At 52.7% G+C, this 18,326-nt stretch carries 16 protein-coding genes and 2 pseudogenes; 1 reads left to right on the forward strand and 17 read right to left on the reverse strand.

The annotated features are described in order from the left end of the window. Positions 1 to 153: 153 nt before the first annotated feature. From fcl to AX756_RS23100, 15 genes and pseudogenes are all read right to left on the reverse strand, one after another. On the reverse strand, positions 154 to 1,122 hold the full coding sequence (fcl, locus tag AX756_RS23035; RefSeq protein WP_068317761.1) for a GDP-L-fucose synthase: 969 nt from the start codon (positions 1,120 to 1,122) through the stop codon (positions 154 to 156). A 1-nt stretch (position 1,123) separates the two neighbouring features. Next, positions 1,124 to 2,245, reverse strand: coding sequence for a GDP-mannose 4,6-dehydratase (gene gmd / locus AX756_RS23040; protein WP_068317762.1), 1,122 nt, complete (start codon positions 2,243 to 2,245; stop codon positions 1,124 to 1,126). Between the two features lie 64 nt (positions 2,246 to 2,309). Further along, positions 2,310 to 4,472 (reverse strand): GumC family protein, encoded by a 2,163-nt coding sequence (locus tag AX756_RS23045; RefSeq protein WP_068317763.1) that lies wholly within the window; start codon positions 4,470 to 4,472, stop codon positions 2,310 to 2,312. A 289-nt stretch (positions 4,473 to 4,761) separates the two neighbouring features. After that, a pseudogene (locus AX756_RS26945) lies at positions 4,762 to 4,869 on the reverse strand (transposase); the annotation flags it as partial. 210 nt (positions 4,870 to 5,079) lie between these two features. After that, positions 5,080 to 5,826 (reverse strand): glycosyltransferase family 2 protein, encoded by a 747-nt coding sequence (locus AX756_RS23055; protein WP_068317769.1) that lies wholly within the window; start codon positions 5,824 to 5,826, stop codon positions 5,080 to 5,082. Positions 5,827 to 6,084: 258 nt separating this feature from the next. After that, positions 6,085 to 7,056 (reverse strand): hypothetical protein, encoded by a 972-nt coding sequence (locus tag AX756_RS23060; protein ID WP_068317771.1) that lies wholly within the window; start codon positions 7,054 to 7,056, stop codon positions 6,085 to 6,087. 66 nt (positions 7,057 to 7,122) lie between these two features. After that, complete coding sequence (locus AX756_RS23065; protein ID WP_163886921.1) at positions 7,123 to 7,896, reverse strand: sulfotransferase family protein; 774 nt, start codon at positions 7,894 to 7,896, stop codon at positions 7,123 to 7,125. A 196-nt stretch (positions 7,897 to 8,092) separates the two neighbouring features. Beyond that, the gene (locus AX756_RS25315) at positions 8,093 to 8,983 is read right to left on the reverse strand and encodes a sulfotransferase domain-containing protein (protein ID WP_082739318.1); all 891 of its coding nucleotides are present in this window, start codon (positions 8,981 to 8,983) and stop codon (positions 8,093 to 8,095) included. 57 nt (positions 8,984 to 9,040) lie between these two features. Beyond that, the gene (locus AX756_RS23070; RefSeq protein WP_068317773.1) at positions 9,041 to 10,312 is read right to left on the reverse strand and encodes a hypothetical protein; all 1,272 of its coding nucleotides are present in this window, start codon (positions 10,310 to 10,312) and stop codon (positions 9,041 to 9,043) included. Positions 10,313 to 10,394: 82 nt separating this feature from the next. Continuing rightward, complete coding sequence (locus tag AX756_RS25320; protein ID WP_082739319.1) at positions 10,395 to 11,162, reverse strand: glycosyltransferase family protein; 768 nt, start codon at positions 11,160 to 11,162, stop codon at positions 10,395 to 10,397. Then, the gene (locus AX756_RS25880) at positions 11,159 to 12,790 is read right to left on the reverse strand and encodes a hypothetical protein (RefSeq protein WP_156461645.1); all 1,632 of its coding nucleotides are present in this window, start codon (positions 12,788 to 12,790) and stop codon (positions 11,159 to 11,161) included. The genes AX756_RS25320 and AX756_RS25880 overlap by 4 nt, the downstream gene beginning before the upstream one ends. A 32-nt stretch (positions 12,791 to 12,822) precedes the next feature. Further along, positions 12,823 to 13,191: an HAD family hydrolase gene (locus tag AX756_RS23085; RefSeq protein ID WP_068317780.1), complete on the reverse strand. Its 369-nt coding sequence runs from the start codon at positions 13,189 to 13,191 to the stop codon at positions 12,823 to 12,825. A gap of 16 nt (positions 13,192 to 13,207) precedes the next feature. Next, positions 13,208 to 14,707 (reverse strand): lipopolysaccharide biosynthesis protein, encoded by a 1,500-nt coding sequence (locus AX756_RS23090; RefSeq protein ID WP_068317782.1) that lies wholly within the window; start codon positions 14,705 to 14,707, stop codon positions 13,208 to 13,210. 31 nt (positions 14,708 to 14,738) lie between these two features. Further along, positions 14,739 to 15,869: a hypothetical protein gene (locus AX756_RS23095; protein WP_068317785.1), complete on the reverse strand. Its 1,131-nt coding sequence runs from the start codon at positions 15,867 to 15,869 to the stop codon at positions 14,739 to 14,741. Positions 15,870 to 16,054: 185 nt separating this feature from the next. Further along, the gene (locus AX756_RS23100; RefSeq protein ID WP_082739320.1) at positions 16,055 to 16,516 is read right to left on the reverse strand and encodes a MarR family EPS-associated transcriptional regulator; all 462 of its coding nucleotides are present in this window, start codon (positions 16,514 to 16,516) and stop codon (positions 16,055 to 16,057) included. 254 nt (positions 16,517 to 16,770) lie between these two features. Between AX756_RS23100 and nusG the strand changes: the two genes are divergently transcribed. After that, positions 16,771 to 17,283: a transcription termination/antitermination protein NusG gene (gene nusG / locus AX756_RS23105; RefSeq protein WP_068317788.1), complete on the forward strand. Its 513-nt coding sequence runs from the start codon at positions 16,771 to 16,773 to the stop codon at positions 17,281 to 17,283. Between the two features lie 192 nt (positions 17,284 to 17,475). Here the strand turns inward: nusG and AX756_RS23110 are convergent, their stop codons facing one another. Continuing rightward, positions 17,476 to 17,787, reverse strand: coding sequence for a hypothetical protein (locus AX756_RS23110; protein WP_068317791.1), 312 nt, complete (start codon positions 17,785 to 17,787; stop codon positions 17,476 to 17,478). A gap of 191 nt (positions 17,788 to 17,978) precedes the next feature. Then, positions 17,979 to 18,281, reverse strand: a pseudogene (locus AX756_RS23115) (integrase core domain-containing protein); the annotation flags it as partial. Between the last annotated feature and the right edge of the window lie 45 nt (positions 18,282 to 18,326).

Below are 18,326 nucleotides of genomic sequence, written 5' to 3' on the forward strand. Positions count from 1 at the left end.
CCTTCCATTCCAACGAACGGATCGCACCATCAAAACCTGGGATCAAACACCTAACACATACTTTAACACTTTGGACTTCTTCGGACTAAGACCTTAGGTGGACCTTCACCGTGGATTTGTATTATAAGATCCGCTTGGCCTGTGCCGAGGGCCTCAGCCCCGGAAACTGTCCTGGTGTTCGAGGAACCAGCCGTAAGTTTCGCGGATACCTTCTTGGAGCGGGATGGACGCCTTCCAGCCCAGACGTTCCAGGCGACTGACATCCATGAGCTTGCGCATGGTGCCGTCCGGTTTGCTGGCATCGAAGACCAGCTCGCCCTGAAAACCTGTCGCCCCCGCCACCATCTCCGCCAGCTGCCTGATGGTCACATCCGTACCCGATCCGACATTGATATGGCTGAGCATCGGTTCGGTCTCGCTCTGGTAGGTCTCCGGGTCGAGATCCAGCACGAAGAGCGAGGCCTCGGCCATGTCGTCGACATGCAGGAATTCACGGCAAGGCTTGCCGGAGCCCCAGACGACCACTTCCTTGTCGCCACGTTGCGCGGCTTCGTGAAAACGCCGCATCAGCGCCGGCATAACATGGCTGTTTTCCGGGTGGAAATTGTCGCCCGGCCCGTAGAGATTGGTCGGCATGACCGAGCGGTAATCGGTGCCGCGCTGGCGGTTGTAGCTCTCGCAGAGCTTGATGCCGGCGATCTTGGCGATCGCATAGGGCTCGTTGGTGGGCTCCAGCGTGCCGGTGAGCAGAGCGTCCTCGCGCATCGGTTGCGGCACGGCGCGCGGGTAGATACAGCTCGATCCGAGTTGCAGCAGCTTGCGCACCCCGGCCTCGAAGGCCTGATGGATCACGTTGCACTCGATCATCAGGTTCTCGTAGATGAAATTCGCCGGATAGGTGTTGTTGGCATGGATGCCGCCCACCCGCGCGGCGGCCAGGATTACCTGGTCGGGGCGCTCGGCCTGCATGAAGACTCGCACCGCCGCCTGGTCGGTCAGGTCCAGCTCGGACGAGCTGCGCGTGACCAGTTCCAGATCCTCGCCCGCCGCCCGGCGCGCCTCCAGCCGGCGCAGGATCGCCCCGCCGACCATGCCGCGATGGCCTGCCACATAGATCTTCATCTCAGCCCTCCAGCGACACGGGCAGTTCGTAGCCGTGCTCCTTGAGCAGGGCGTGCCGCCGCGCCGTCTTGAGATCCTCGGCCACCATCTCGGCGCACATCTCCTGCGTCGTGATCTCGGGCACCCAGCCGAGCTTCTCCTTGGCCTTGGCCGGGTCGCCCAGCAACGTCTCCACCTCGGCGGGGCGGAAATAGCGCGGGTCGATGCGCAGGACCACGTCGCCCGGCTTCACCGCCGGCGCCATGTCCGAGGTCACAGCGGCAACCGTTGCGATCTCCTCCACGCCCGTGCCGGAGAATTCGAGCTCGATGCCCAGCTCCCGCGCGCTCCAGGTGATGAACTCGCGCACCGAATACTGCACCCCGGTGGCGATGACGAAGTCCTCCGGCGCATCCTGCTGCAGCATCATCCACTGCATACGGACGTAGTCCTTGGCATGGCCCCAGTCGCGCAGCGCATCGATATTGCCCATGTAGAGGCAGTCCTCCAGCCCTTGCGCGATATTGGCCAGCCCGCGGGTAATCTTGCGGGTCACGAAGGTCTCGCCGCGGCGCGGAGACTCGTGGTTGAACAGGATCCCGTTGCAGGCATACATCCCGTAGGCCTCGCGGTAGTTCACCGTGATCCAGTAGGCATACATCTTGGCCACGGCGTAGGGCGAGCGCGGGTAGAAGGGCGTCGTCTCGCGTTGAGGCGTCTCCTGGACAAGGCCGTAGAGCTCCGAGGTCGATGCCTGGTAGAAGCGCGTCTTCTTCTCCAGCCCGAGGAAACGGATCGCTTCCAGCAGGCGCAACGTGCCGATCGCATCCACGTCGGCGGTGTATTCGGGCGCTTCGAAGCTGACGGCCACGTGGCTCTGCGCCCCGAGATTGTAGACCTCGTCCGGCTCCACTTCCCGAAGGATGCGGGTCAGGTTCGAGGTATCGGTGAGGTCGCCGTAATGCAGCTTGAGATTGGGAGTCGGATCGTGCGGATCCTGGTAAATATGATCGATCCGCTGGGTGTTGAACAGCGAGGCACGGCGCTTGATCCCGTGTACTTCGTAGCCTTTCTTCAGCAGACATTCCGCAAGATAGGACCCGTCTTGCCCCGTGACCCCGGAAATCAGAGCGCGTTTTGTCATGTAATTCCTATTAATTTGGAGAGTATTTGGTAAGGGAGACAGCTGAATCGCAATCGCTTATAGATTACGATTTCGAGTAATATCCGTCTCCGTAAGTGCCATAGGTGCCGCCATCCCGCGAGCCGTAGTCATAGCGTCTCTGCTTGCGTGTATCGATCTGGGTCAGGACAAGACCCGTCACATGCTGATCCACAGCTTCGAACTGGCGCATCGCCTCCATAACCTGTCCGCGCGGCGTCGAATCCCACTTCACAGCGAAGAGCAAGGCATCGACGACGGGCGCTAGGACTCGTGCGTCAGGTACCACTAGGACCGGTGGTGTGTCGATGATGACGAAGTCGTATTGCGTTCGCGCATCTTCAAGGAGTTTACTGAATGATTCCGAAGACAGCAGGTCCGCCGCGTTGATCGTGGTGTTCTCGCCCAACAGCACGTGTATCCCTTCGGTGAGATTGGAATTCACCGCTTCAGAAAGCTGGACATCACCCTCTAGCACCCGCAACAGGTTGTTGTGCGGAGCCCGGTCTGAGTCCGAGAAATACTTCGACAGGGTACAGCGGCGGATATCTGCCTCGATTAGCAGCACACGTTTGCTCAGCCCCGCTAGGTTCATGGCCAGCCCAACTGCGAGGGTGGTCTTTCCTTCACCCGGAATCGAGGATGTAAACATAATAACCTTTGGCTGCCGGTCCGGTTTGAGAAGCAGGAGCGATGTACGCAGGTTGCGGATGGCCTCCATTGCCGGAGAAGTCGGCTTGTCACGTAGATAGCCGACGAGGTCGCTCCGGCGACGGATGGGAAAGCGAGGCACCTGTCCCAGAAGTTTTTGACCGGACAGAGCCTCAAGATCCAAACTAGATCGGATTGTCATATTCATAGTTTCACGGATCAGCAACCAAGCGGATGCAAAAATGCCTCCGAGAAAGGCTGAGATCGCCAGAATAAGCTTAGTTTTCGGTGAGATCGGAACTAGCGGCGGCAGCGCGCGCGACATTAGACTGGTGTCAGTCTGAACAAGGCCCACCTGCACCGTGACTTCCTGCAGGCCGGTTAGGAAGGTCTGGTAGAGATCGCGCGTTACTTCGAGTTCGCGCTCCATTTGCTCTAGCCTTTGGAGGTCCTTGGCTTGTGCGTCGATCTCATTTTGCAGCGCTTCATACGAAGCAGACAATGCCTCGATCTCCCGCTCGGCACGAGCGATCTCTGTGTCTGTCGCTGACAGGAGCGTTTCAACACGAACGTTGAATGCCGGTGAAACCGACGCGTTCTCACCCTGTCGAACCTGCAGAAGGCGCCTGAGAGTTAAATCTCCGAAGACCTCGACGATTTTTTTGGGGTCGCCCGATGTCGTCGCTTCTTGCATAACGGCAAGTTGCGAGCGGATCTCAATGAGGTCTTCTTGTCGGACAGTCAGCCGGTCGCGGAAATCCTTGGCCTGAACTCTCATACGTTCAAGCGTTTCACGATTAATCAGGTTGGTTTCGCCTTGAAGCGCGGCGATCCCCTCCTCCTGGCCACGCAGTTCCGTTTCCAGTTCTCTAACTCTTTCTGACAGCCAATCGATCGCCTGCTCGGTCGCAGCGAATGTCTTCCCTTGTCGGTTTTCGATGTAGAGCTCGCCCAGTGTGTTGGCCAATTCCGCGGCTCGGACTGGGTTTGTGGAAGTAGCCGTGATCTTGAGCAGGTATGTGTTTCGTTCGGCGCGAACATTAAGCACTCTCGCGACATTCTCGGTCGTCTGTCGCAGCGTGAGCGCGGCTTCCTGTTTAGGCGCAACGACGGGGGGAGCATCACTCAAGCCCAGAAAGGTTGTTATAGTGTTTGTTAGAGAAAAGGCATCGGGGTCTTCCACCAATTTGGGATTGAACTCCGGGTCTTCTGTTAGATTCAGCTGCTCGACCAACTGCTCCAGAGTTTCGCGTGCCTGAATAATTGCGATCTCCGTGTTGAGACTGTTGGTATCCGTCGATGAGCCGCTGACGATGCTCTCCAGATCGAGAAGAGGAGTTTCGCCAGGAGAGAATACGATTACAGACGTTGCACTGTATTTCGGCTCTGCCAACCGGAGGGCATAATATCCACCCAAGACAGCGAAGAATACCATGCAGAGCAGGATCCATATTTTCCCGCGCCATAGTGTAGCGGACAGAGCCATTAGGTTTATTTCATCGTGCTGCGTTCCATGCTGAAAGGGATGGCTCTGGGAGGAAGAAAAGTGCTCTGTCATATTCTTTGCCTTTGAAACTCCAAAGGTTCCTATACAAGTTTTTGTGGCTTTCGAAGGGTTCATTTCAACCCATCTGAAGTGGTCCTGGTTTCTCGACCAATTTGCCGCCGGGCTAAGCTATATCATGGGTTTCATGTTAGGCGGCGGCTTTCAGGTTCCGGGTCCATCTATCATATGCCTCGCCAGGCGTCAGCAGCCCATGCGATGAGTGCGGGCGATTCTCGTTGCAATAGGCGATCAAAGCGCCGATCCCTTTGCGGGCTTCCGAGTCGGTCTCGAAGGCGTTCAGGTGAATGCGGTACTTCTTGGCCAGTTCAGCTGTCGTCAGCTCCTCGCGGATGGCTTCCAGCGCCACCTTCGCCTTGAACTCCGCAGAATATCGCTTTCGTTTCGTCATCTCAGGTCTGTTCTTTCTCAGTCGCTAAAGCTTAGCGACTGGTCCGAAATTCTGCGACCACCTCTCTTAGAGGGAAGCGCCGCATCAGCGCCGGCAGCGGGCCTAACCCGGCGCTAAAGTGGCCGACTGCCCAAGCCGCAATTCCGTAAGATAGGATCCGTCCTGCCTCGTGGGACTCAAAATCAGAGCGCGTTTGGTCATGGTTGCGTTTTACTTATTCAAGAACTGCGTGAGTTTGCTGAAGTTCTTCCAGGCGAGTGCTCCCACCCCGCCGACGCGGTTCGATCGCAGCGCGCGATAGTCCTCACAGCTTTTTCGCAGGATGCGTTCGATCGATCGGTTGCTTTCCCCTCCGACCCTCATCTTCACCAAAACTTCCGGCAGGTAGAAGGACGCTACGCCCCCCTTGCCGAACCACCTGAGGATAGCTTCATAATCCGCCGAGATCCGATAGCTCGTATCATAGGTCCCTAGACGTTCGAGGACATCCCGCTGCATGAACAGGGTCGGATGAGGTGGCATCCATCCCCGGGCAAGTTTGCGAGGGGTATAGACCCCGGCCTTCCAGTGACGGATGACCTTGGCCGGATTGCTGGCGGAGATATAATCGAGATCGCCATAGACCGCGTCTGCCCCGGTTGTTTCGAAGATATAGGCCACATTACTCAGCACATCGTTTTGAGCAAAAAAATCATCGCTGTGCATCAGGCCAACGATATCCCCGGTCGCGGCGGCGATACCCTTGTTCAGGGCATCGTATATTCCGTCGTCCGGTTCGCTGATAACGCGTATCTTATGATGGATGCGTTCTTGAACGACCTCGAGTGTGCCGTCGGTCGACGCGCCGTCGACCACCAAGTGCTCAACATCTCCGTAGCTCTGTGCAGCAACGCTATCGAGCGCCTGAGCAATGGTCTCAACACGGTTGTAGACTGCTGTAATAACGGTGATTTTCAAACCGTTGTCCTCTCCTGAAAATGCAGGTTTGCTCTTACGCTGGATCCTGGAAGGCGTAACGTCCGCAATCGGGTTTTCCTTGCCAAACTCAACCGCAAGATTATGTCTGACAGGTCAGTCAGAATGTCCGTCCACTGCTAGACACGATGCGCAAGCTCACGATCAAATCGAAGAGCGTAGCCTTTCGCCACTACATCTTCCTGACGCTCGGTTGTGTCGCGAATTCCACCAAGCCTCTCATGGCTCTATACACCTCGCCTAGCCTTTTCTTCCTTCTTTGGAAATAAACGCAAACACCTGTTCTGCAACATATTTCCATGTATAGCCCGACAAAAGACGCGTAGTCTCCGAAAGCTTGCCTTCAGGGGGGGCGGATCGAAAAGTATCAAAGAAATCCAAAGCCTCTTCGAGCGATCCAACGGTACAATAGCACGGGTAGCCGGGCGCGACTTGTTGTACATCTTCCTCGAGATCGGCAAACGAAGCGATTACGTCCCGAGCGTAGATCATCTGCATCAATTTTAGCTTGTAGCCAACGGCAAACCGATCTGTGATCAGGCCGTTTGCGCTACACATTGGATCACCGAAATCTCCGATCCGATAGCCACGTTCAATAACCTGAGATTTTTCCTTCTCCGTCAGTTCTCCAAGCCTCTTTGCACGCCAACCTTTGCTTCCGTCCACATGGATCAAGCCGCTGACGCGTTCCTGGACGTCAATGGGGCGTGGAGGTGGTGCGAGCACGAGCGAATTCTTGGACAACCCTCCGTCCATCAGGGCGTTTGCACCAGCATAATCAGGATCAGAGAGGAAAAGCAGACACCGAGCCCTACCCAGATACCGTCTGAAAAACGCCTTGGCACCCGTAGTGTACAGAGCAGAAAGAAACGGTCGCCCCATATATGAAAACCGCGGCATGAAGTTGTGCACAATAAGCAGATCCGGGCTTGCTTCCGAGTCAAACTCATCGACGACCGAGAAAAGGGCCTCGTGTGACACGACGATTAGCGCTCCGTCGGCCTTCAACTGCGCCAGTCTGGCTCTTGCATCCGCCTCGACCCTTGCCTGCCAAATCGGGAACCTCCTTGCCCGGCACCGAAAGACCGGAAATGGTTCGACCACAACACCATCGAGTGACGAAAGGGAATTCATCAAGCGCCTGTCATAAATCGGCCCCCCACCTGTATTTGGATCGTCGCCGAAATCACTATGGACGAAAACGATGCGCACCAGATGAACTCCTTTGACTACATTCTCTCATCACGCAGTTACTGGAGGACGACGCCTGAGAGCGCCTCATTGCTTCGAAGAATTCGGAATCCATGTTGGCAATGAGCCAAGAGAAATTCCGGCAAATTCTTCGATATCACGCAGCGTCGCCTGTGGATTCCCGACAATGTCACTATAATCCACCTTCAGCGATCGACTGCGGTGGGTCTCAAGAGCGTTACCAAAGCTCGCCGACATGGCTTCGACATGACGAGAGACCATTTCCTCCAGAGGCAAGGCGCTCATTTCTTTCCAGGACTTGGGCCTTGGTCCCCAGAACTTTTCCGCCTGAAATAGCAGTCCGCCAGAAAACGCGTTGAGTGCCATTGGCACATATGCCAGTTTGTCAAAATTTGGCGCGTCAACAAACCTCTGAATTCTCATTCTCGAAGATCTAAGAATCCTCTTGTCATCCAAGAGTTCAGCATTTCTATCCTCCTTTTGGGACACAAGGCGAATTATCGATTTCTTAACGTCTGATGCGGGCCTTTGCAAAAAAATAAATCTGGCATCCGGAAAAACTTTGTGAACAAAATCCACACGAAGCACGTTCGCAGGTGTTTTTTCTACAAGCACACCCACACCCTTAGTCCCCGCACGCTTTCGAAACCATTTCCTGATAAACGAAACTATTTCCGGCCTGGCGTCTTCTTGCGAAAATTCGTCGTGCCGATAGCGACGAAAATTTGAATACCGCCAAATCACATTCGGTTCTTCTAGGTAGTCGCATTGACCGCTCTCCGAAAAGATCTTGCCCAACATCGTGGTGCCCGATCTCGGAAGGCCAATAATAATGATCATCTTTTCTCTATTAGCACTCATCGAAGCTCGTTTCCAAATTAAACCCTCAACGGCATCGCGATCTGCAGGCCAATCCCCGAAGTACCCCGGTCATGGCAAGAGTATCTTTTACGTCACGAAGCGCTTAAAGTCCACCTCTGCAGAAAGCCCAGTTTAAATGTCCGCAAATTCATCGAACGATATAGGTTGAGCTGAGCTAGCCATTTTTCCAACTATTAAGAGTTTCGAACGCCTCACCAACGTTGTCATCAAAATACCGAATTTCTTCGGTGGAGAAACTTTTTTTCCACGATTTTGCCAGTTCAGATGAGTTTCGTGAGAAATCATGTAGCTTCTTATGGGATGGGTTGACAGTTTCGCCACTTGTCGAGTTCCTCAAGAAGGAAGAGAATTCCGGGAATGCAGTTCCAATCTCAAGAAATCTACGCAATGTTTCCTCAAGTTCTTCGATGTCGTTGAACATCTCTTCATGATTAGCGATAAAGATACTTTCTCCGGAACCTTTTCTCAAAAGATCAAGAACAGGCAGGTATACCCCATTCCAGAACGCACAAATCGCTGCTATATCGCCATGTTCACGGGCACGAATGGCTCCGGCCGGATCACGTCCCCAAAGATGCTCCGTGGGAATGGGCCATGACAACCGACGTAGGGACAGCAGGATAGCGCCAGGATGTCGAACCGACACTATTGTCTTCACTCCTTGCCGTTGAATTTCCGGAACCATCATCAAAAGAAAGGGATCTTTGATTGCAAGTTTTTCGACACCCGATCGCACGACCTGGCGAAAGTGTCGCGCGGCTCGAGTGCCTAAGACCAATGTACCAAAGGATCTGACCGGATTCTTCCATTTGGGAGTCCATCTGAAGTTCGCAGTACCGTTTTCTATTTCGGAAACCACTTTCAACGCGAACTTAGTATCTTTGTCCCGACGGTGGTCGAGGTACCAATTTGGCACATCCCGTACGCCATGATCAACGTTGAAGGGTTCGTGCACAACGCCATAGATAGGTAAGGCGTCAATGGCACGCCCCATCCATGTCGTACCACTTCGGTGCATTCCCGTAATGACAAGGTCGACTTTCATGAACCTTGGTTCCTCACGATCAGACTATTTTGATGACAGCCCCAAGACACTATCTGTTTACCAAAGCGCTTGGCTTGAGCGCCGTTCAAGTGCCGCAATGTAGGCCGAAGCGGAAAATAAAAAATAATACATCACAAAGCGCGGCCCATAGATCGCGCCCGTCCCAAAGCTAATTAGTGCCATTAAAATGATGATCATAATTCCGCTTCCGCCGGATAGTCGATTAACCAAGCGGTGGAATGCGAATAAGTAAACAGGGAGAAGAAAAAAACCGAAATAAAGAAAGTGAACTCCGATTCCATTATTCAGTTGGCGATCCCAATTTTCCTCCGCGACGCCGGCGGGCACCCCTCCCGCAACCAAAGTGTCAACAATTATATTTTCCAAGGAAGCAAAGCCACCAAGACCAACTCCGGCGATCGGATACTCCATAGCTCCCGATATTCCAATGTTCAATCCAGACAATAATCGAACTGAAGCCGAGTAATCCCTTCCAGCACTAATTTGTGAAATCCGGTCCTCCATAAGCGACATCCCTGCTAAAGCGGCTGGGATGCCGATAAGAAGAACAAGAAAAACGGCATTCCGTCGACGTTTTCGTCTCTCTCGCCTCCCAAGTTCCTTTGTCATGGAATAGTAGTAGGCAGAAAATACCATTGGCAAGCCAATCACAACACTTGCACTTCTCACGATCGCCAGCGCTGCGATCAATCCCGCAGAAATCCAAACAGCACTTTTCTGGCTGGGGTTCAATAGCATCAAGCTTATCAAAAAAATGACAGCGCCTTTTGCAACATGGGATGGCTCGCTGGTCAGAAAAATCGGCCTCGAAAAGCCAGCGATATTTAGGTCCCGAATAAGTGTTCGTTCGAAGTCGTACTCCCAAAATGCATTCGAGAACGTCTGAAAAACACCTCTCAACGGGGTAAAGATTTCTAAAGCGCTCCCAACTATCACGAGCACCACAAATCCGCTCAGGATGTTTTGAGCCTTTTGATATGAGTACTTTCTAAACTCTAGGTACAATCCATATCCTGCCAAAAGCGAAATAATAAGCTGCACCATAGCTTTCAATCGCGCCGGAAAGTACAAAACCACGTCTGGAGACAGCAATATACCTACAAACACTACAAGTACAAGTCCGAGCATCGCTGAAACGTGGTTCTTCTGCAATCTCTTCCCATTAAGCGTAAGCAATAGAAAGCCAGTCAATAATCCAATCACGTTCGGAATAAACAAGTTGCCGGCGGAAAGGGGAACCTGCGAATAAAGCCCAAAAAGACACAAAATCACAAGGATGTCAGGGAAGCGCAAGTAGGTCTTTCTCATCTTTTTCTCAAATCATACCCTATAGGCCGCGCACGCCTACGTAATAAATTTAGGTCCAACATATCGGGCACGGCACTTCTTTCTACGATTCCCAAAATTGCTGTTTTAGAACCTTTGAACGTTGTGCTCTATAATACTCTTCTGGGATGCCACAAAAGACCAAATCCCCAGTTGGAACTATGCGGTACCTTACCTCATCACCGCGCTTGATAAGATGGTTGTATACCGGCGCTATATAACTCTCGGAAAGTGCCTGGGTGGGCTCTTCCTTCTCAGCTTCGAGAGCATACCTATAGTCTTTGACCGAAGCGAAGTGATAAAGCCCATTGGAACAAAGGTCTGATATCCGTTCCTTTTCCGTTACCCCTTTCACACACCCGTCCTCCGCGCTCTCACACGTTTCGTTCCGTGAAGGTAATACAAACGACCAGTGATCTCCATCTCCATAAAACACTTCAAGGAACGACGACGTGTTCGGACTGTCAAATGGATACCTGAAATTTCTTCGGAAACTATCAATATTGAAAATTGTTAGAGGTTCATGGGTTTTGACGTTTGCTGCGTCCAGACCCTTGTTGACCGTTTCGGCCTGACCAGAGGTCTCTTCTTCCAAAACGACAAGTTGAAACCTTCGAATTCCTAGCGCAGAGCATCTTTCGAGTACGAAATCCGGTGTTCCGTAGTAACGTCTGCACACTATCAGAAACTCCTGATCGTGAAACTGGTTCCGAAAGGACGAGAGCGCATAGTCAAAAACAGGACGTCCATGTAAACTCAGCATGTATTTTGGAACATTAAATCCCGCCTCGAAAAATCTTGAGCTCAAGCCCGCCATAGGAATAGCAATCATACCGGTGTTCCCTCGATCAGATTATACAAACGAACTGCATTTGCAAGAAAGGCGTCCTGACGTGACTTCTGCTCAGCGTGAAGGGGCAACATCGATAGAAACAGAAGGCATGTCATCGCAATGATTTCTCTGGATAAAACAGGATTGCCAAGGAAAGTAAGATCCTTGTAGAGGTTCAGAAGATCGTCCTGCGTAGAAAGAAAATCCTCCGATAACCGAAATCGTTGCTCGCCAAGAGTTTCAAATCCAGCTCGATTAGCCAGTAGAACATCATAGCCACCTATCACCGAGTGAGAGAGCTTTGCGAGATCATATCGGTAATCGCCGTATACCGTGGGCTTGCCGGGAAAAACTGATCCCCGCGGATCAATGACTTTAATCTTACCGGCGCGAAAATCAAAGAATGAGTTTCCAAAGAAGAAGTCCCCGTGAGAGTACGCCAAGTCGAGCGTGCTAGTGGGAGAAATCATAGAGAGGCAAGTATCCAAGATGTCCCACAGTGGCGGACTATCAACTCCGTTCACTTCAATAATTGTGGACCTGCTCCATCCCCGGCTCTTGATAAATGTAGAAAACCTACTGATAGACTTATTAACGATTATCTCAGCATAGTATGAACTTGCGAAATTCACCTCGTTCAATGGGGTCAATTCGGATTCTGGAACAGTGCGGCAAAGCGACAAAAATTCCAGACAAGAATTCAAGATCGTTCTCCATACGTATCTCGGTAAACGACCGAACACAGAAAGTTCTGCCAATGTCGGGAGATAAAGGTATTCGCAGCTATAGCTCGGGCGTTTGGCGTGATCGGAAAATTCAATAAATTGCGGCAAAAACGATCGTAAATGGGGGGGTATGTTCAGGTACCACTCGACCTCCGCACGAATTTTACTTCGATCAGTGCTAAATTTAGTTACTTTGTTTCCATCACTAATGACGGTATTAAAATCACGGCTAACAAGCATCTCTCGTCTAGAGCGGTACAGAAGCGGCAAGTGACCGAAGTCGTACCACTCCGCGACCGGCTCTTCAAATAACTCCCGTTCAACGGAGTAAGCTTCTACTGCGGCCAAAAAGTCGCCAGTCGTTTCGAGGCAATGCAAAAACTCGGGCGCTGACGAAAAGGAGAACAATCCGCACGCCACAGTGCGGACCCGTTCTCCCGATTTATAACCCATATCAAGGCGAACGCTCTTATTGTTCGGACGACTGACATCTGCCCATTGGAAGTATTCGCTCGTATTGGACACTGCAAAATGATCCGGGGCCAACGCGCTGTCATGGGATACTAAAGTGTCACCGAATAAGATCATTAGCGAGCTGGGTTTTGATAAGTGTTTTAGCGCAAACTCGGCTGCCTTCGCCAAGGGTAGCTCCGAAGCTGTTCGGATAACCGAAACGTTTAGCGTCGACATCAATCTCTTATCGGCTGGTTTGACGTGGAAACTCGATGGTAGGGTGATATATATTTGTCCAACGTCATCCCGGAGCGCTGCGACCTGCAATTCGAGTAATAGTTTGTTGGCGACAGGTAGGAAGGCCGGTGGCAAAGCCCCAAATTCGGCTGTAATTTCCGCACTGCAATATGCGCCGGAAAGAATTAAAAGATCTGGTGTCTCGCGACTCATTTTACTACTTCGCCCCACAGTACAAACGCTGATTATTGCCGATTCAGTAGATGGTGTATTTCATCCTTTGTCATAGATTTGAACTCGTCCGGCCGAACGGAGCGGTCATCTATGTAAAAACCTTCGGTCCCGCACCACGGTTTTCCTACTAAAACTTCGTCATAGGGCACGCCATTCCTGGCGAGCCAATCTATGATAACTGGCACAGTATTGGCAACAATCTTTCCCAGCGAACCATTGTAAGTGTTCATATTTCTGGCTGTATGAATCACAATTTCAAACCCGTCGGCTCGATACTCCTTGAGGCGGTCAATCAACTCATTGTCTGGTGCGCAGTCGAGGTAACTCGACGTTTTCGGTCCGGCGATCGTTTGGTCCAAGTCAACAATAAGGCGTTTCATAGCGGCGGGCTCCGTGTTATTGGTTTTGAATGGATGGGTTTTTTCTCTTTGACCGTACCGCTGCTATCTGAGCGAAGCTAACCAGCAACGTGGCAGTGGAAACAGAGATTGCAATAGGCAAGTGAATAGCGGCTTTGCTGTTCCAGAGAGAAAGGATGAAATTGGAAAGGTACAGAGGTATCGTAAGTGTAAGTAGGTATCTCCAGTTTACCTTCCAATAGCTTTCCAGAACGATTTTCCAGCGCGCCGCGCAGTACCAGTGAATACTCAAAGAAAACACTACTTGCGAAATGGCGACGATCAATGCGAACCGGCGTAGATTGACGCCATCAAAGTAATAGGTAATGCTGCAGAATGCTGCAATAATAGCGATGTTGACCACGGTAAATGATCCAACGATATGCGCTTTCCCAAATGCTTGTGTCGCCCAAAAGAACGGTACTGTAAGGTTGATCGCCATATAGCCGAATATCAGGATCTTAGTTACAGCGACAAGGTTTTGATCTGTTTGGTTCAACCAAATTTCAAAAATATTTGCGGAATTGAACCACAGGAATATTGAGAAAGGGAGCCCGAGCGCCATCTGCAGAAAAAGACTTTGTGAGATCAAGCGAATGCTGTTGGTGGCGGCCGGATCCGTGGACATCGTACTGAGACCGGGCAACATGGGTCTCATGCCATTAGAAATTGCCGCGCTAGCAGTTTGCGGTAGTTTCGATGCCACAGTGAATGCCCCGAGCAATTCTGGTCCGCCAAACTTCGTCAGCAAAATGCGCAATATTGGTTCTTGAAGGCGTTGGGGCACGTTGGCGAAACCAAATCCTTTTGCGAGATCTACAATTTCTCGAAAGGTTGGCTCCGACCTGTCGTCGCGTTTGAGCCAGGTTGAGAACTGTCCCGATACCGCAAAGATGGAGAGCGCAGTCTCCGCCAATGCCCCTGTAAATACTCCTATTCCAAGAGCTAGGAACTTGTCAGTCGACTGCAACAAGACAATGACGGATATTGTTTGGATGATAACCCTTATTAATGTTTTTAAGTAGAACCAATAATGCTCATGCTTGCCCAGTCGAACGCTGATGAGCCAACCGCTTGTAACTTGAAGGATGCCCGCCCATCCTGCCAATAAGCCCAAGATACACATGTCAAATCGGAGTCCGGCGAGCTGAACTACGATCAGACCGAATATACTTAATATCGCCGATATTGAAAATGTCCATTTGCACAAGCGTAGGATTATCGATAAAGGTTGTACGCTCTCGCTCAGTGTGACCGAGCGTGTTAGTGCGTCGCGGAGACCAAAGTCGATTATGTAGACAAACGACATAATTGTCATCACCAAGGTCCACCAGCCGATGAGTGAAAGGCCATCGACGTGGCCCATCCACCCGATCAGTGCTAAATTGATAAGTGATGTTGCCATGAAAACGCCCAGGGCTACGCCAATAGATCCGATCAAGTTCCGGCGGATCTTGGCGAATGGCGTTTCAGGCGGTGTCAGGTTTTCTGCAGTCATTGATCATATAACTCCCGAGAACCCCGTGGAATCAACGTCGTCCTGCTGCCAGTTCAATCACGTGCCTTGTAGAACGAGATATCCTCACAAGGTTTCGTTTCGTGAACTGCGCGAGTTCGAATACTTTGCTTGGCAACTCGGTCCGCGTATTTAATTTGTCCACTGTCGTGATGCCCGTGACCTTAGGCCAAAAATCTACAAGAAAACCATTTGCCTGCGCGCGAGTGCACCATTCGACGTCTTCTGCATCGCCCCATCCTAGATTGGCGTTGAGAGGGTTGCGGAGATAGCTCTCACGCGCGGCAAGAAATACGGCGCCATCGATGAAAGGTTGGCGCGCAGACAAATGAATCCTCGGGTCATCCGCATACCGGGAGCCGAGATTGACACGCGTCCCATACCGAGCGGGCAGCCTGGCATCCTGAATGGTGTAAGAAATATGGCGCTTGCGATAGTGGCCGCTTTCAACAAAGATCATTGGTGCAGCAAAGTCGAACTCGTTGGGGCTGTTTCGTAGAACGTTAGCGTCGAACTTGATACGTGCGTGAGATACTATGATCTTGTCTGCCGTCATGGCGGAGATAAGGTGGTTCTTCTTCTTGCAGATTGGGAACGGTTTGGCTGCAGTACCTTCGTAGGGAATGTATTCCAGTTTCGATGTGTCGATGTCCGCTGGCAGTAGTCCCTTGGCACTTTTCGGGCCACAAACGAGAACAGAACTAGGTCGTGTCAATTCAGGCTGGGCAAGAAGCCCCTCCAAGGCCGATTGCAGGGGCTGTTTCTCTTGCGGTGCGCCAGAGATGATTATCCCGGCCTGCCAAGTGTTGCCCACCGGCTCCGATATTCGCTTCAACTGAATAACTTGTCGTTTCGGGTCCAGGTCGAGTGTTTCAGTCTCTGCACCGAGCATCTGGAACGCAAGCATGCGCACAATCGAAAACGGGACGGTAAATGGCGCAACAAATCCGTCATTGGGTCCGTTGTCCAGGATCGTAAGAACACCACCAGGCGCGAGTGCCCACAGGGCGTATTTCAAGGCATGTTGAAGCAGGCCTCTATATTTGAGCTTTGCAGTCGCAAGTTCTATTTCGGCGCAATGGCCCCAATACATCGCGGCGATGACGTCACTTGGGGTTTCTATTCTTCGCTTGTCCTGGTTCATTCAATTCCACTCACCAAGCGGCCGCTCCCGCCATTGTAAGAAAATCTGGTTTTTTCTGTAATTTTTGAGGGTGTTGCTTTTGTATGGCGTCACTCAAGAACGTGGTGTGTGGGCTTTTGTTGTCCCATGGCAGTCCAGCCTTTTACAGGGGCATGCGGTTTTGGTTCGGATGCGCGCCAAACATGCTATCTGCTATTCCGCTCAGACGTATCAGGTTGGAGAAAATCGTTTTCCGACAAGCTTTCTGGCCGATCTGATCCATGGTCGCGGCCGGCGGCATCCTTCAGCTCAACGAGAGAGCTGTCGCCGAGTTTGTCCATCTCCAAGCGCAGCACTTCGATCTCGGCTTTGAGCGCCTCGTACTCGGTGAGCTTTCGCCTGAAGAACTGCCCTGTCAGGGCCGCCTTTTCCGAAAGGCCCTTGCGAGTCAGGATATAGGTGTAGCGCCGTTTGTCGTTGGCCGCCGTGAAGTTCCCGATCTTGACGAGCCCTTTTTCGACGAACGCGTTCAACACGTAATGTACCTTGCCGATGCTGATGCCCGCCGCAGCGGCAAGGTCGCGCTGAGACATCTCGGGATTGCTCTGAAGCAGATGAAGAATGCGGAAGCGTGCATCTTCCTGGGCATCGGTCTGGCGGAATGGCATTCAGAACACGACCGTGATAACGGCTACCGCACAAGGGCTGCCATCGTGGCGCCTTGTGACAATCAAATTCCTTGCCATCGAAACAGTCAAAAGCATCGTTCAAGGTTGAGCGATATATGATTTCCTTCGGCACAGGAAGAGTAAAACCGGTGTCGGAAACCATTTTGCGGAATTCTTGCCGGGGCGCCCAGATCTTCGCTTGCATTCGAACCGTTCTGAACGCTAGCTGCCGACGTGGGCACTAGGGGTGTATAATGACGACGCTTGAGAGCACGCTGGATTGGTATCTGGCACAGGTCAAACCAAATAGCTGGAAGATCGCCCTCAGACATCTCGAGCATCAGGGGTTCGTCACGTTCTGCCCCGAAGATCAGGAAACACGCCGGCGAAACGGGGCGTTCACGACCGAGTTGCGCCCGGTCTTTCCAGGCTATCTTTTTGTGGCCATAGACGGCGAGAAAGGCGCGTGGCGCGCGGTCAACTCGACCAGGGGCGTCACCCGGCTCGTGAGTTTCGGATTGAAACCGGCCTCCGTGCCGCGCGCCCTGATCGTCAGTCTTCGGCAACGCTATGGTCGCGCGGAACATTCCGCCATGCCCGAAGGTCTGTCGCCCGGTGATCGCGTGCGGCTGGCCACCGGTCCCTTCGCCGGCTTCCTGGCCGAGATCGAGAAGGCTGCGCCGGACCGGCGCGTCTGGGTGCTGATGGACATCCTTGGCGCGCAGACGCGCGTGGCGACGCAGCCACATCACTTGCGCAGCACCTGACCCGCTGCCCCCTTTTCGGGCGCCCCCGGTGCAGACGCCCCTCCCCCGCATCAAGGGCCTCGCTTGCGGCTATGCAAGGCCGTGTCGCGATCTGTGCTGGAATTCCCGGAGGCATTGATGCTGTGTGAAGTGCCCCACAGTTTCACTAGAGGCATGTTCGTTGGTCTCGGGCGAGCACCGTCCGAGGGTCGTTCATATTGATGGATAGCCCGCAATCGCGGCAGTGCGAAGAGTTGAGTTGGGCCCGGTTCTTTGCGAGTTGCGCAGCTCTTCCTCGAGCGCATGGGTCTTCTGGCCCAGGCTGGAGGGATCGGCCATCAGTTCGAGCGCTGCCTTGCGTCCGAGTGCCAGGATGTCAGCCCGGCCGATGCCATGGAACAGCTGCTTCCACTCGCTCCGTTCAAGCTTGCGGGTGAACAGCTTTGCCAGCTCGCCGGGGATCTTCTCCCGGGCATCCTGGCGCAGGGCATCGATCTTGGCTTTCACCGGGTTCACCATCCGCATCAGGATCGCATAACCTAAATCCTATTTTTGAAATTCTTCGGCCTGAGGCTCCCCTGAATCCTAACGGCAATCAGTCAGTCATCTGGCCCTTGGTTCAGCCGTACACTCGGTCCTGACTCCGGAGGTTTAGGGATAGCCCTGAATACACACGTTGAACCGCACCGGGTTTGCCGGAGGCTGATCTCAGTTAGTTACGCGGCAATGTCCTCAGTTTCCAGAGCTGCGTAGAAATTGGCCTCTGCTTCTGTCGGCGGAATGTTCCCGATAGGCTCAAGCAGAAGCCGGTTGTTGAACCAGTCCACCCATTCGAGTGTTGCGTATTCCACCGCTTCGAAATTGCGCCATGGGCCGCGGCGATGAATGACCTCGGCCTTGAAGAGACCGTTGATCGTTTCGGCCAGCGCATTGTCATAGCTGTCCCCAACGCTGCCGACAGAGGGCTCGATATCGGCTTCGCCGAGCCGCTCTGTATATTTGATCGACAGGTATTGGGCGGATTCAACCGGTCGTCGCAACACCCTCGATCATATCCTGTTTGA

It is taken from the genome of Aliiruegeria sabulilitoris (genome assembly GCF_001558155.1).
In the GTDB taxonomy this organism is placed as follows: Bacteria; Pseudomonadota; Alphaproteobacteria; order Rhodobacterales; family Rhodobacteraceae; genus Tropicimonas; species Tropicimonas sabulilitoris.